The sequence below is a fragment of the Liquorilactobacillus ghanensis DSM 18630 genome, assembly GCF_001435235.1.
GTDB classification, from domain to species: Bacteria; Bacillota; Bacilli; order Lactobacillales; family Lactobacillaceae; genus Liquorilactobacillus; species Liquorilactobacillus ghanensis.
Window position 1 is genome coordinate 126,042 of sequence record NZ_AZGB01000009.1, and the last position, 14,431, is coordinate 140,472.

Annotated in this window: 13 protein-coding genes; 6 read left to right on the forward strand and 7 right to left on the reverse strand. The window is 35.6% G+C overall.

Features of this window, described 5'->3' with window-relative positions:
* Nucleotides 1-102 precede the first annotated feature (102 nt).
* The 3 genes from arcC to arcA are packed head-to-tail and all read right to left on the reverse strand — an operon-like array spanning nucleotide 103 to nucleotide 3,336.
* Complete coding sequence (gene arcC / locus FC89_RS03505; protein ID WP_057871164.1) at nucleotides 103-1,041, reverse strand: carbamate kinase; 939 nt, start codon at nucleotides 1,039-1,041, stop codon at nucleotides 103-105.
* Nucleotides 1,042-1,082: 41 nt separating this feature from the next.
* Nucleotides 1,083-2,081: an ornithine carbamoyltransferase gene (gene argF, locus FC89_RS03510; RefSeq protein WP_057871165.1), complete on the reverse strand. Its 999-nt coding sequence runs from the start codon at nucleotides 2,079-2,081 to the stop codon at nucleotides 1,083-1,085.
* Between the two features lie 22 nt (nucleotides 2,082-2,103).
* The gene (gene arcA, locus FC89_RS03515) at nucleotides 2,104-3,336 is read right to left on the reverse strand and encodes an arginine deiminase (RefSeq protein ID WP_057871166.1); all 1,233 of its coding nucleotides are present in this window, start codon (nucleotides 3,334-3,336) and stop codon (nucleotides 2,104-2,106) included.
* Nucleotides 3,337-3,858: 522 nt separating this feature from the next.
* On the opposite strand from arcA, the gene FC89_RS03520 reads away from it, so the two are divergent.
* Genes FC89_RS03520 through FC89_RS03545 form a run of 6 tightly spaced genes read left to right on the forward strand, consistent with a single transcriptional unit; the run spans nucleotide 3,859 to nucleotide 9,505 of the window.
* On the forward strand, nucleotides 3,859-3,990 hold the full coding sequence (locus FC89_RS03520) for a teichoic acid D-Ala incorporation-associated protein DltX (RefSeq protein ID WP_415589650.1): 132 nt from the start codon (nucleotides 3,859-3,861) through the stop codon (nucleotides 3,988-3,990).
* Between the two features lie 26 nt (nucleotides 3,991-4,016).
* A complete protein-coding gene (gene dltA, locus FC89_RS03525) occupies nucleotides 4,017-5,540 on the forward strand; it encodes a D-alanine--poly(phosphoribitol) ligase subunit DltA (RefSeq protein WP_057871168.1) in 1,524 nt (507 codons plus the stop codon).
* Nucleotides 5,537-6,763 (forward strand): D-alanyl-lipoteichoic acid biosynthesis protein DltB, encoded by a 1,227-nt coding sequence (dltB, locus tag FC89_RS03530; protein WP_057871169.1) that lies wholly within the window; start codon nucleotides 5,537-5,539, stop codon nucleotides 6,761-6,763. Before dltA ends, dltB begins: the two co-directional genes overlap by 4 nt.
* Nucleotides 6,764-6,787: 24 nt before the next feature.
* On the forward strand, nucleotides 6,788-7,030 hold the full coding sequence (gene dltC, locus FC89_RS03535; RefSeq protein ID WP_057871170.1) for a D-alanine--poly(phosphoribitol) ligase subunit DltC: 243 nt from the start codon (nucleotides 6,788-6,790) through the stop codon (nucleotides 7,028-7,030).
* Between the two features lie 2 nt (nucleotides 7,031-7,032).
* Nucleotides 7,033-8,316 carry a D-alanyl-lipoteichoic acid biosynthesis protein DltD gene (gene dltD / locus FC89_RS03540; RefSeq protein WP_057871171.1) on the forward strand — a complete coding sequence of 428 codons (1,284 nt, stop codon included), beginning with the start codon at nucleotides 7,033-7,035 and terminating at the stop codon, nucleotides 8,314-8,316.
* A gap of 28 nt (nucleotides 8,317-8,344) precedes the next feature.
* A complete protein-coding gene (locus tag FC89_RS03545) occupies nucleotides 8,345-9,505 on the forward strand; it encodes a serine hydrolase domain-containing protein (RefSeq protein WP_057871172.1) in 1,161 nt (386 codons plus the stop codon).
* Nucleotides 9,506-9,576: 71 nt separating this feature from the next.
* On the opposite strand, the gene FC89_RS03550 is transcribed toward FC89_RS03545, so the two are convergent.
* The 4 genes from FC89_RS03550 to FC89_RS03565 form a co-directional block, all read right to left on the reverse strand.
* The gene (locus FC89_RS03550) at nucleotides 9,577-10,743 is read right to left on the reverse strand and encodes an NAD(P)-dependent malic enzyme (RefSeq protein ID WP_057871173.1); all 1,167 of its coding nucleotides are present in this window, start codon (nucleotides 10,741-10,743) and stop codon (nucleotides 9,577-9,579) included.
* 12 nt (nucleotides 10,744-10,755) lie between these two features.
* Nucleotides 10,756-12,168 (reverse strand): sodium:solute symporter family protein, encoded by a 1,413-nt coding sequence (locus tag FC89_RS03555; RefSeq protein ID WP_057871174.1) that lies wholly within the window; start codon nucleotides 12,166-12,168, stop codon nucleotides 10,756-10,758.
* 100 nt (nucleotides 12,169-12,268) lie between these two features.
* On the reverse strand, nucleotides 12,269-13,222 hold the full coding sequence (locus tag FC89_RS03560; RefSeq protein WP_057871175.1) for a dihydrodipicolinate synthase family protein: 954 nt from the start codon (nucleotides 13,220-13,222) through the stop codon (nucleotides 12,269-12,271).
* 21 nt (nucleotides 13,223-13,243) lie between these two features.
* The gene (locus FC89_RS03565) at nucleotides 13,244-14,233 is read right to left on the reverse strand and encodes a LacI family DNA-binding transcriptional regulator (protein ID WP_057871176.1); all 990 of its coding nucleotides are present in this window, start codon (nucleotides 14,231-14,233) and stop codon (nucleotides 13,244-13,246) included.
* Between the last annotated feature and the right edge of the window lie 198 nt (nucleotides 14,234-14,431).

Here is a 14,431-nt window from a genome sequence, read left to right on the forward strand (position 1 = left end):
AAAGGAAACCAAGTTATTTCTAAGCGGATTGCTTACACTAACCTGATTTCCATACGCTCAATCAGCCTAGAAGAAAACATCGTTTATTTTTTCAAACTAGTTTTAGGCTGTAACTATTGTCCCTACTCCTTTTTCTAAAAGATCTGTCACTCTACTCAAAGAAGTAATTATGGCTTTCCCATGCGTGGCCTCAACAAACTCGATAGCTGCATTAATCTTTGGTAACATGCTACCTACCGCAAATTGTTTTTCTGCAATGTATTGTTTTAACTCAGCCACAGTTGTATTTGTTAATTTTTTTTGGTTTGGCTGATTAAAATTAACAAACACATGATCGACAGCTGTTAATATGATTAATTCATCAGCGTTAATACTTTCAGCTAATTTGGCTGCCCCATAATCTTTGTCAATCACAGCTTCTTGACCAACAATTTGATTATCCTTATTTTGAGATACCGGTATTCCACCACCTCCAGCAGCAATCGGAATCATATCATTTTTCAACATCATTGCTACTAATGGATACTCAATTACTTCTTGAGGAATTGGTGATGGCACAACTCGTCGATAACCCCTACCGGCATCTTCAGTAAATATATAATTAGGATTTTCAGTTTTTTCTTTTTTTGCTTCCTCTTGACTGTAAAATGGACCAATTGGTTTGGTTGGATTTTTAAAAGCAGGATCATCGGCCGCAACTTTCGTTTGTGTGATTATAGTTGCAACTGTTTTTCTTATTCCTTCTGATTGTAATATTTCACCTAAAGCTTGCTGCATCCAATACCCAATACTGCCTTCGGTCATAGCACCAATCGTATCTAATGGCATAGCAGGATTCTTAACCGTACTTCCTGCTACTTGCTGCAATAATAAATTTCCAACTTGTGGTCCATTACCATGCGTAATCACTAATTTATAGCCACGCTTAATAAACTCTACCAACACTTTAGCTGTTTTAAAGATTGCAGCTTGTTGCGAACTCGCACTCGCATCTTTTGACAAAATTGCATTTCCACCTAATGCAACAACTATTTTTTTCATAAATTTTCCATCCTCTTATGGTTAATTCTTAGGTACCTCGTTTATTCACCCAAAGTTGCTACCATGATTGCCTTAATAGTATGCATCCGATTTTCCGCTTCTCGAAATACTACCGATTGACTGCTTTCAAAAACTTCATCAGTAACTTCCATTTCAGAAATTCCGTATTTATCAAAAATTTCTTTACCTACTTCGGTATCGGTATTATGGAAAGCCGGTAAGCAATGTTCAAAAACAGCATTAGGATTGTTTGTCAGCTGCATTACTTTTTTATTTACTTGATATGGTTTTAATAACTTAATTCTTTCCTTCCAAACACTATCCGGTTCCCCCATTGAAACCCAAACATCGCTATAAATAACATCCATATTGGCAACTCCAGCCGATATATCATTAAAGACTTCGATTTTAGCACCAGTTTCGGCTGCCACTTTTTCTACTTTTTGCAATAACTCTTTTGATGGATTTAGTTCCTTAGGGCAGATTACATGGTACGTCATACCCATTTTGGCTGCTCCAATCATCAGTGCATTAGAAACGTTATCTTGACCATCACCTACAAATGCAAATTTAATATCCTTGTATTCTTTTTTCAGTACTTCTTTAGCTGTTAAAAAATCTGCTAAAACTTGAGTTGGATGATCTTCATCTGTCAAACCATTCCATACTGGAACACCAGAATATTTTGCTAAAGTTTCAACCGTCCGTTGAGAAAAGCCACGATATTCAATTCCATCGAACATTCCGCCGAGAACCCTAGCAGTGTCTTTGACAGATTCCTTATGTCCAATATGGCTGCCAGAAGGTCCCAAATAAGTAACATGTGCCCCTTGGTCATGAGCCGCTACTTCAAATGAACAACGAGTTCTAGTTGAACTTTTTTCAAAAATTAAAGCGATATTTTTACCCTTCAATTTAGGCTGCTCTGTCCCGGTATATTTTGCTTTTTTTAAATTCTCGGATAGATCAAGCAAATATTCCATTTGTCGTGGCGTATAATCCATCAGTGTCAGGTAACTCTTATTGCGTACATTAAACATTTTATTTTCCCCTTTTATATAATTATTTTTTTAAGTCTTCTCGAACTATTGGCATAGACATACATCTTGGACCCCCACGTCCCCGTGAAAGTTCACTTGATAGAATTTCGTGAACCTTTAATCCATGTTTCCGCAAGATTTCATTTGATACATAGTTTCGGTTATAGGTCACTACTTCACCAGGAGCAATTGCCAAAGTATTCGAACCATCATTCCATTGCTCACGTGGTGCTACAATTGGATCTCCATTTCCTGTTGGTATCAAATCCAGATCATCCAAATCAAGTACTGTTTTTAAAACTTGTTTTAAATCTCGATGATGTTCAATCGAAATTCCATCTTTAGCAGGATGTAAAATCCAACTATCTACTTGCCCATCTTTAGTTAAGATCGCCGGATGAACCGTGAATTGGTCATAGTTGATCATTGTAAAAACAGTATCTAAGTGCATCATTGCATGGTTATGGGGAATTTTAATGGCAACAACTGTGTCATAACCCGAAGCATTTTTAAATAAGTTTCCTGCTATATCTTGAATTGCTTCAGCGGAAGTTCTTTGCGAAACACCAATCGCTAAAACGTGGTTATTTAAGACCAACTCATCCCCGCCTTCAATCCGAGTATCATGATTGCGATTACGCCAAACATGCACTCCTTGATTTGCAAAGCGTTCGTGATGAGCAATAATATATTCCATAAATAACGATTCTCTCCGGCGAGCTGCAAAGGTCATTCGGTTAATGCTTACTCCTTCACCAATTGCAGCAGCTGGATCACGTGTAAAATATAAATTTGGCATTGGATCCATTAAAAATGGATAATCACCATCTTCTGAAGCTTCTTTTAAGCCAATAGACTTTAATTGAATATCTTCTTTTCTGACACCTTCCATAATGCGTTGCACCATGGTTAAGGAATCAAAACTGTTGAGATAATTTTGTAAGACTTCTGCTGTTTTGCCCTTCTTAAAACCTGATTCGGCAATTATTCTTTGTAAAAATTCTTGCCGAACTGCTGCATCATTTAAGGATTCTGCAGCCAAATCATCAAGATAAAGGACCTCTGTCCCATTTTGTTTCAAAACTGTTGCAAAATTATCATGTTCCTTTTGAGCAATCGGTAAATAAGGAATATCATCAAATAACAGACGCGGCATTGTATCTGGAGTAATATTCTCAACTTCTTTGCCTGGACGTTTCAAAATAACCGCTTTCAATTTTCCAATCTCCGATTTAACATTTATTGGACCTGCCATCACAAATCATCCTCCTGTATATTTTTTATTACATCATCATATTACTTTTGTATGAAATCGCTGTCAAACCCTATTATGACGCTGTTTTTATTCTTCCATGAATAGTATTTATTCATATGTATATTCAAACTATTTTATTCATTTTATTGCAAAAAAAAGAAATTTATAAAAAGAATGAATAGAAAATGAATAAAACTTTTTTCCAGAAAAATTAAACAGAGATTAAAAAAGACTATTTTTTTAATCTCTGTTTAATAAAACTGTTTAAAAAGAAAATGTTTCATCAGCTTTTTAGTATTAGATCTTTGAAACATTAAAAAAGTTTTTTTACATAATGCAATTTAATTATCTAAATACCATTTAAATATTAATTTTCCATTAAACAAATCCGCGTCCTGCTTAAATTCTTTAACGTTTGCCTAAGATTAACTAATTTATGTTTCAAAATTATTACAACCCCTTTATAATGAAAAATGCTTAAATAGCAATTTTTAAAAAAAGGGGAATTTAGTATTGAAAGAACTGGCTAGGTACCATCCAATATTTGCTTTTATCGGTAAAACACTGTTTTATTTTGCCGTCTTACTAATTTTAGTATATTTGTACGGCTACTATGGAGCTGGACAGGAACCATTTATTTATAATGAATTCTAGCTTCTTTATTTAGAGGGGGATTTTCGATGACCGAAAATTTAATATCCAAGCTGACAGCAGCAATTGCTCAAAGTGGGCAAAATACTGCTTACGATGAACTCGGCAAGCAACATACGTATCATGAGCTTCAAACCGATGTTCAGTCGTTAGCCGGATTTTTGGAAAAAGATCAACTAGATCATTGTCCAATTCTGGTTTTTGGTGATCATCAATTTGAGATGATTGCAACTTTTCTAGGGTGTGCTTTTGCAGGGCATCCATATATCCCGGTCGACTCATCTTCGAGTTTGCCGCGGATCAAATCGATTTTGGCAACTGCTGATCCTAAAATCATTGTCTTAATTGATGATTTTCCGTTTGATGCTGACATCTTTGCCGATCGAAAAATTATTAAACTCAAACAGCTGCACGAAATTTTTCAACAGCACTATGCTTACAAACCATTAACAATTCCAGAAACAACGCCTTTTTATATTTTATTCACTTCTGGAACAACTGGTTCACCTAAAGGCGTTCCAATCAGCCATCAAAACATTAATCTATTCATTTCTTGGTTACTTAGCCCGGAATTTGGGGTACCGCAGCACGCGGCTTTCTTGGGTCAAGTTCCATATTCATTTGATGTTTCCAATATGTATTGGCTAAGTTCTGTTTTAAGCGGTGGTACTATCAAAGCTTTGCCGCGTGAAGCCGTAAACGACTTTGGTACGTTATTCCGAATCTTACCGCAACTTGATTTCCAAGTCTTTGTGGGAACACCTTCATTAGCTGAAATGTTTTGTCTTTCACCTGATTTTAAAGCTGAAAAGAAACCAAATCTTCAACTTTTCTTGCTGTGTGGCGAGGAATTAACCGTTAAATTAGCTAAAAAACTGGCTAAACGTTTTCCTGATGCTCGCATTTTCAATACTTATGGTCCAACTGAAGCAACAGTTGCCGTTAGTGCTTGGGAAGTTGACAAAACGCAGCTGCCAGAATTAAAACGGATTCCGTTGGGCAAAGCTGAGCCGCAAGTTACTTTATCAATTCAAAATGAAGGATCAACGGTTAAACAAGGTGAAATCGGTGAGATTATTATCAGTGGGCCTTGCGTTTCCAGCGGTTATCTAAATAATCCAGAAAAAACTAAAGCTGCCTTTTTTGAACTCGATGGACAACCAGCGTATCACACTGGCGATCTAGGACATTATGGTGATGACGGTTTGTTATATTATCACGGTCGTTGTGATTTTCAAATCAAACTCCATGGTTTTCGCATTGAGTTAGATGAAGTCCGCGCTTCATTAGAAAAAAGTTCTTATATCAAACAAGCTGTTGCCGTTCCCAAATACGACCGCAATCAACGGCCAAAACATTTGGTTGCTTATATCATCGCTAATCCAAATGATTTTGAATCCAAAACTGAGTTGATTCAGGCTATTAGACAAGAGTTGCAAGGTGTGATCATGCCTTATATGATGCCAACTGAATTTATTTTCAGCAAGCAATTGCCGTTATCACCTAATGGCAAAATCGACGTTAAGCAGTTAATCAAGGAGGCAAATTCTTGATTGATATCGTTAACAGTCTGCCCAATTTAAAAGCTTATGGGACACCAATTTATTTTATCTATTTATTGTTGGCCATCACACCTTTAGTCATCAGTCTTTATTTTGGCAAACGTTTAGTTAAATACGAAGTTTTAGTCAACATTGTTTTCATTTATTTGATGTTTGATGCTCGCAATTGGCCACAGCTGATTGCTTTAATCGCTTTCCTAGCTTGGCAAACAATCCTGGTATTAATTTACTTTAAATACCGGCAGCGTGCTAATAGCAGTCAAATCTTCTATTTATGGACTTTCTTACTGCTGCTTCCGATTATTATTGTTAAGGTAACGCCCGCAGTTTCTGGGCAAAATTCAATTATCGGTTTCTTGGGGGTTAGTTACTTGACCTTCCGAGCAGTTGGTACGCTGATTGAAATTCGTGACGGTGCAATTCATGAATTTAATACCGGACACTTCATTCGTTTTATGGCTTTTATGCCAGCGATTACCTCCGGACCAATTGACCGTTTTCGTCGTTTTGAAAAAGATTACCAAAAAGTTCCCGACCGGCAAGAATACTTAGGGATGGTAGCGAAGGCTATTAATTATTTGTTTTTAGGCTTTTTATACAAATTTGTCTTTTCGTATTTCTTAGGTTCACGTTTATTGCCTCAGTTGGAAGCAAAGGCTATGTTTTATAGCCCGCATTTCACTTGGTATTTAGTCGGTGTAATGTATGTTTACGGATTATATCTTTTCTTTGATTTTGCCGGATACTCATTATTTGCAGTAGCTATTAGTTATTTAATGGGTGTTAAAACGCCGATGAACTTTAACAAGCCCTTTATTTCAAAAAATATTAAAGAATTTTGGAATCGGTGGCATATGACTTTATCGTTTTGGTTTCGTGACTATATCTTCATGCGTTTTGTTTTTACCGCTACTCGCCATAAATGGATTAAAAATCGAAATACTCTGTCATCACTAGCCTATCTTTTAAATATGTTCGTTATGGGCTGCTGGCATGGTTTAACTTGGTATTACATCCTCTATGGTTTGATGCATGGCTTGGGGCTGATCATCAACGATTGGTGGCTGCGTTTGAAGAAAAAACATTTGAAATGGTTACCGCATAACAAATTTACTGAATTTATTGCGATCGTAATCACCTTCAATTTTGTAATGTTAAGTTTTCTGCTCTTTTCCGGTTTCTTAAATCGATTCTGGTTTGGTGGAAAATTCTAAAAAAAAAGAAAGTAGTGAATTTTAATGGATGATATTAAAAATAAGGTAATTGAAATTTTAGCTGATGTAACTTCAACTGACGAAGAAACTGTTAGAAGTTGGGATGGACAAGATCTTTTTCAAAATGGATTTTTAGATTCAATGGGAACTGTTGAATTATTAGTACAAATTCAAGACGAACTTGACATTAATGTCCCAGTATCCGAATTTGATCGTTCACAGTGGAATACTCTGGACAAAATCTGTGATCAAATAAGGAAGTTGTAAAAGTGAAAAAAAATTACCGACTGTGGCCGATTTTTGGCCCAATCATAATTGCTGTCCTGTTGCTGATTGGTTTATTCATGTTGCCGCTAAATTTCAAAGTTTCTTCTAAAACTCTGAAAGAGGCCGCGGTTTCTTTAGATACTGCCACTTTTAAAAATCAGTTTCTAAAAAAACAAGCATTAGAAACCAAAAAAACAAATTATGTTCCTTTCTTCGGTTCAAGCGAGTTAGAACGAATGGATCGTTTTCACCCTTCTGTGATGGCTGCCAAATATCATAATTATCGGCCATTCCTCTTAGGCAAAAAAGGAGCACAATCATTGCCGCAAGTGTTGGCAATGGAAACTATATTGCCGCAATTAAAAAATCGAAAAGTGGTCTTTATCGTTTCACCGCAATGGTTTGTTAAACGAGGAATTACACCACCTGCTTTCAAGTACTATAACGGTGATCTAGCTGATTTCACCTGGCTGCAGCATGCAGATCCGCACTCAGCATATGATCGCTACTTTGCTCGGCGCTTAGTTCGCTTATTGGGGCCTAACGATCGTGTGGGACAAATGGCGGCGCAAATTGCAGCTGGTCATAAATTAACCAGTGCTAATTATCAATGGATTTCATTTCAACGTAAGTTTTTGATTCATGAGGATCAATTATTTTCACGCTTCCGCCCAAATGAAAACTACGAAAAACGTATTGTACCAAAAATCAATCAATTGCCTAAGCACTACAATTATCAAAAATTGCAAACTTTAGCGCGTGGTGATGCGCAACGGCAAACTACTAACAACAATTTTGGTATCCTAAACAATTTTTATTCTACTCGAGTAAAACCTAATAAGACTTTGTTAAAGGGAGCCGAAAAGAATTTCAGTTATCTCAAATCGCCTGAATATTCTGATTTTGAATTAGTTTTGCAGCAACTGGCAAAACAACATACGCAAGTATTATTCATGATTCAGCCGGTTAATAGCAAATGGGCTGATTATACTGGTTTGAATATGCAGATGTACTACCAAACTGTCCGTAAAATTAAATATCAATTGCACCAACAAGGTTTTAACAATATCGCCGATTACTCGCATCAAGGAAGCACACCATACTTTATGGAAGATACGATTCATATCGGTTGGGCCGGCTGGGTAAAATTTGACAAACGAGTTGCTGCTTTTGTTGCTCAGAAGAACGAAAAACCCGTTTACCATCTGCAAAAGAAATTCTTGCAGCAAAATTGGCAACAGCTGGAGCCGACACAACAAAATCTCAAAGCTTTCTCCCGTGAATAATAAATTTTCGGTACAAGGGAGTAACTGAATGAAAAAAATTTATGCCATATTGCTAACGCTTATCTCACTGTTATTGATTGGATTTATTTTGGTCGGCAGCTTTTTGAAGTTTCGAGCAGCTATTAAGCATGGTCAAGAAAGACCCGTTGCTTCAAAAAAAGTTCAGCAATCAGTTTATACTCTCGATGGAGTTAAATTTGTTAATCATAATCCAGCTGAAAGTGTTGATTTTTTACCGACTACGGAAAAAGAAAATATTCAACACCAGCTCGACAAAAATAAATTCAGCGGTACCTGCCTTTTAGTTAAGAATGGAAAAATTATTTACTTGAAAGCCTTTGGCAGAGCAAATGACGCTACCGGTAAACTTAATCAGATCAATTCTGTTTACCCAATTAATTCAATTCAAAAGGGATTAACTTCCTACCTAATTATGCAATTAGTTCAAAAACACCGGCTGAACTTTAATGATAAAATTGGAAAATTCTATCCTAAAATTCCCGGTGCTCAGGTTGTTACGATCCGTGATATGTTAAATATGTGTTCTGGTTACCAATTAACCAGATCAATGAATTATTCAACTTCTGATCAAGGTGTCCTTAAATATAATTTAACTCATCTTAAATTTAATAGTCAGCAAGTTGGAAAATTTAGTTATCAAGAGGTTAATTTTACACTTTTGGCTGGTGTTGCCAGTATGTTGACCGGAACAAGTTATGCAAAATTAATCAAACAAAATATAATTGATAAATTAAACTTAACCGACACTGGATTTATGTACCTTAATAACAGCCAGCAACCAATTGGTTATAACTTTGACAAGAATCAATGGCAACCGCAAAAAATTAAGCAATACGAAATCACGCGAGAATTAGGCACCAGTAATATCTATATGAGTGCTTGGGATCTTTATCAATCCCTCGCTGCCTTGCGTGACGGAGCTCTGCTTTCAAAACAAAGCAAAACTGAACTATATCAGCAAAGCTTGAAAGATCCATATGTAGCTGGAATGTATCCAATGACACAATTCAATCGGATGCACGGCATTGGATTCGGTTTTGAAAGCAGTGTTGCCATGGATTCAAATGGTCAAACTGCGGTAGTGTTGTTAACTAATCATTGGAATTCACAAGCCATGGTGCAAAATACTCTGACCAGTCAACTTTATCAAATTATTAATCATGCTTAATTGATAGACATATTTCATATAAAATTGGCCCTAAAAGCTAGACGTTAAATCTACTTTTAGGGCCAATTTTTTTAATTGTTGATCAAAACTTCTTTCATAAACGCTTCCGAAACTACTTTAACTACTGCTGGATCAAGTGCATTCGGAACTATTTCATTTCTAGAAGGTTCTTTTACTAGTCCAGCAATTGCTTGGGCAATTCTATCTTCAAGCTCAAAAGTTATTTTTTTAATTCCTTGTTCAAGCAATCCTTTAAACATCCCTGGGAAAACTAATATATTGTTAATTTGATTGGAGTATTCACTAGAACCAGTTGCAATAACAGCTGCACCAGCTTCAGCCGCAATTTTAGGCAAAATCTCTGGAATAGGGTTAGCCAAGGCAAAAATAATTGGATCAGATTTCATTGTTCTTATCATTGCAGGACTTAATACTCCTCCAACTGAAACGCCAATAAAAACATCTTGATTTTTTATTGCTTCAATTAACAATTTTCCAGATACATTTTTTTCTGTTCCACTTGCTGCATCACGCTGCCATTTGTTTGCTGTAACTGTTTGTGAAGTAATTACTCCTTGTCGATCAAGTAGCGTTAAATTTTCAAATCCCACCGCATGTAGTAACTTAGCAATTGCTACTCCGGCAGCCCCCATTCCGTTAATCAATATACGCATTTTTTTCAAATCTTTATCACAGACTTTAGCAGCATTAATTAGGCCAGCTAACACAACAATCGCTGTTCCCTCTTGGTCATCATGATAGACTGGAATATCTAACTCGTGACGTAGTCTTTCTTCAATCTCAAAACAGCGAGGAGCTGCTATATCCTCTAGATGAATTCCAGCAAAACTATCACTGATATTCTTAATGGTTGTAACAGTTTCAAAAATATCCGTTTGTTTAATCGCCAGTGGTAAGGCATTAATTCCAGCTAAATCTTTATAAATTAACGCCTTTCCTTCAACGACCGGCAACCCAGAAATTGGACCAATGTTTCCTAAACCTAAAACTGCTGTTCCATCTGTTATTACTGCAATCAATTTTCCGCTCATTGTATAATCTTTTTTGGTTTCAGGAAACTCTTTAATTAATTCCGATAAAATTGCTACACCAGGTGTATAGGCCAAACTTAAATCTTCACGGTTTTCAATTTTTAAATCGGATTTGATTTCTAAAACACCAATATTTTTCTGATGATATTTTAAAACCTTTAATTGTTCGTTATTCAATTGTTTCATTATATTTTCCTCTTAATTGTTTTTCTTGTTAACGTGCATTATATCCATATTCTTAGTCAAAATTTCAAAAATTTTCCAGAGAAACATCAAAATCAATGGTGATAATAATGCTACATAAATATCGCTAATACCAAATGGATCTCCTAATAAGAACCAAGCAGTTGAAATAAACGTCGTTCCAACTAATGCAATATTTGCTCCTTTAGTGTCACTAAAAGCGGGCAGATAAAAAGCAACAACTGCTACAATTGTAATTGAAACTCGCAACGCTTTCGTGAAAAACGATAGTGCAAGAATTTGCGGAGTGGCAAATGCAAAAATTAACGGAATGAAACCAACAATTAAAGAAATAATCCGCGTAACTTTGAGTTGCTTTTCCGGTGCTGGTTTCCAATGCGGCACATAAAAATCATCTACAATTAGAGAAACAATCCCTAATGCAACTGCACTGACCCCAATGAAAACTGAAGCTAATAGTCCTGTTGCTACCAAAGCAGATAACCAAACATTAATATGCCGTAAAAATATTGTAAGCGCATACAAATTATTGATTTTGGGAAATAGGTAACGCGCACATATTCCTATTAAAGCAACCATTAATCCAAGAGGCAACGCTAATAAAGCAGCAATAAAAGAAGCCTTTCGCGCTTCATGACTATTTCGGGAAGATGAAATTGCTTGTACAATGAACTGGGTCGAAAATATCGCACCTGTAATTGTAATTATCCAGCCAATAATCGTAGCAAATCCTACATGACCTGTTGCTGAAAAATAATATGCTGGTAAAGCTGCTTTAATTGGCGCAATTCCTTTAGTCATCATCAAAGCTGCAATAAAAATAACAATGATCCCGATATATTTTAAAAAGGTATGAATAACTGTAATATAAGCTACGCTTTTCATTCCACCTATACAAAAGTAAAATGTACTGATAATTCCAATAATAATCATCGCTAATGGCAACTTTAATCGTAAAATTTCTGATAAAATACTTGCTCCACTAATGTAATTATTAACATTTACCAATAACAATGCGTAAATCATAATAATCGAAACAATTATTTTAGTTGACTTGCCATACTTCTGTTCAATTGCATGCGAAATTGTAAAACCACCTGTTTTGTAAAGTTTATCCGCAAACAAAAATCCATATAAAACGAAACCTACCACCGCAGCTAAAATTGACCAAGCCGCTGCAAAACCAGATGTAAATGCTGTTTGTGCGGCACCAATAGTTGACATTGCCCCAATAAATTCTGACATCAGTAATACAGCTACAACAAAAGTCGGTAAATTCTTATTTCCTGTCATAAATTCATTGTTGGAATGACCGCTCCATCTTAAGCTCAGATAACCTGTAAAAATGATATATACAATCGCAACACCTAGAATTATTAAAACTGCTTGAGAACTTAAAAGTGACATAACCGACTGCCTCCTTTTTTCCTAAAAAAAAACAGCATAAAATTAATTTGATCCTGATTACTTTTATGCTGTCCATTTCAGATGTCAACTTATTAAATTGCTATTTTACCAGCAAATTCACTTTACCTACCTGACTATCACGAATACCCTTAGCAACCCAATCTTTTTCTTCTTGATTCAATGGTAAAACTGGTTTACGCATCAAGGCATTTGAGAAGACTCCGCGCTGAACTAAAGCTTCCTTCAAACGAGCATGAGCTTCTCCTGATGGCTGACCACCACCGTAAATCGCCTGTGCCATTGGATAAATTAAATCATCGTAATGGTGGATATCTTTCATATTTCCATGTTCATAAGCTTTCCAAGCAGCTGTAATCAATTCTGGAATACAGCCGGCAAATCCAATAATTGCTCCATCCATTCCTGGAAACATTGAACTTAATAGTGTTTCATCATGACAAGTCAATAAAACTGTTTCTGGTGATTTAGCACGCAGTACCCGAATGTCATGTTCATAAATAGGTTCAACCCGTGTTCCCATCTTTACTCCCTTAACGTGTGGAATTTCTGTACACATTTTAAGTAATGTATCAATTGGATAAAAAGCTTTGGTCGTTGCTGGATAAAGATGAATAATAATATCAATGTCAGCACCATCAGCAACATCTTTAATATATTCAAACGGTGCCCGAGGGTTCATTCCAAATCTTAACCACATATGCGGTGGCATCAACAAAATTCCATCTGCCCCAGCTTCCTTGGCATCACGTGCCATTTCAATAGCGCCTTCTGTACTTTCACTGTTAACTCCGGAGACAATTGTTAATTTATCACCAGCTTCTTCATTAACAATTTCAACAACTCGTTTTCTTTCTTCACGACTTAAAGCTGTGATTTCACCGGTATGTCCATTACATACAATTCCATCAATTCCATCAATTGAAGCGATCCAATCGATGTACTTTCTGAATTCAGGCTCATTAATTGTATAATCTTCGTTAAAAGGTACCGCAATAGCTGGAAAAATGGTTTTGAACTTTTTATTTTTTAACATAATGATTCGCTCTCCTTAAATTTAACAAGTTTCTCTCAAAATTAGTTTCACGGAATACGTTTGGTGTTCCGTCTCTATTTGCTTCTTGGTGATATTCTTAAATAACAAATTCAAAACACTAATGCCAATTTGTTTTAAGGGCAATTCAATCGAACTAATCGTCGTTTCCAAATATCTGCCTATTGAATATCCAGTTAAACTGATAATTTTAATTTCTTCAGGTATTTGATAATGTTGCTTTTTTAGTTGACGAATTGCTCCCATTCCCATTGTATCGGTAGCAACCAATAATCCATCAAGTTTTGTTGCTTGCTGAAGTAAGTTTAAAGTTGATTCATAACCAAATTGGTAATACTGAGATTTTAATGTAGGTAAGCTATAAACATACTCTTGCAATCCTGCTTGATTAATTTGTTCCCGATAACCAGCCAAACGTCTTTCGTAAGGATAAAGATTTTCTGGTCCATTCAACAAGCCAATTTTTTTACAGCCTTGTTCAATTAAACAAGCAGTAGCAATTGTTGCAGACTGTTTATAATCCGCTCCAACACTGCTAAGAGTTTTTTCTTGTGCTCTCATCAATTGAATTACTGGTAAGCCACCAACTGCAATATCTCTCAAAAGTCGATTATTAGCTCCTGTTCCAACAATGATTATTCCATCAACAAAACTATCTCGTAAACGTTGTAATCCTGCTTTTTCATTTAAAACATCATTATTAGTAATACATAAAATAACTTGATATCCATGTTTAACAGCATTTTTTTCAATGATACAAACAAGGTCATTGTAAATTGTTAACTGCATATCTGGTACTACTAACCCAATCGTTTTTCGTTTGCCCTTTCGCAAATTTTTTTCAATTAAATTTGGATGATAACTTAACTGTGAAACCGCTTCGAGAATTCTTAACTTAGTATCCGGATGTACATAAGAAGTATTATTAATCGCTCGTGATACAGTACTAACATCTACATTAGCTAATTTTGCAACATCTTTAAGTGTAATCATGAGAAGGCCTCCTCAAGTAAAAAACACCATTTGTAGAAACAAAATCTGTTTTAAGAACTCATTTGTTTTTACAATTTATATTGTATTACCTATCACAATCTTTTTAAATAGAGTAAGCGATTTCTGCAAATTGTTGCAGAAAAAATTTATACAAAGTGTTAAATTTACGATAATCCAGTATCACTATTATTTCAACAA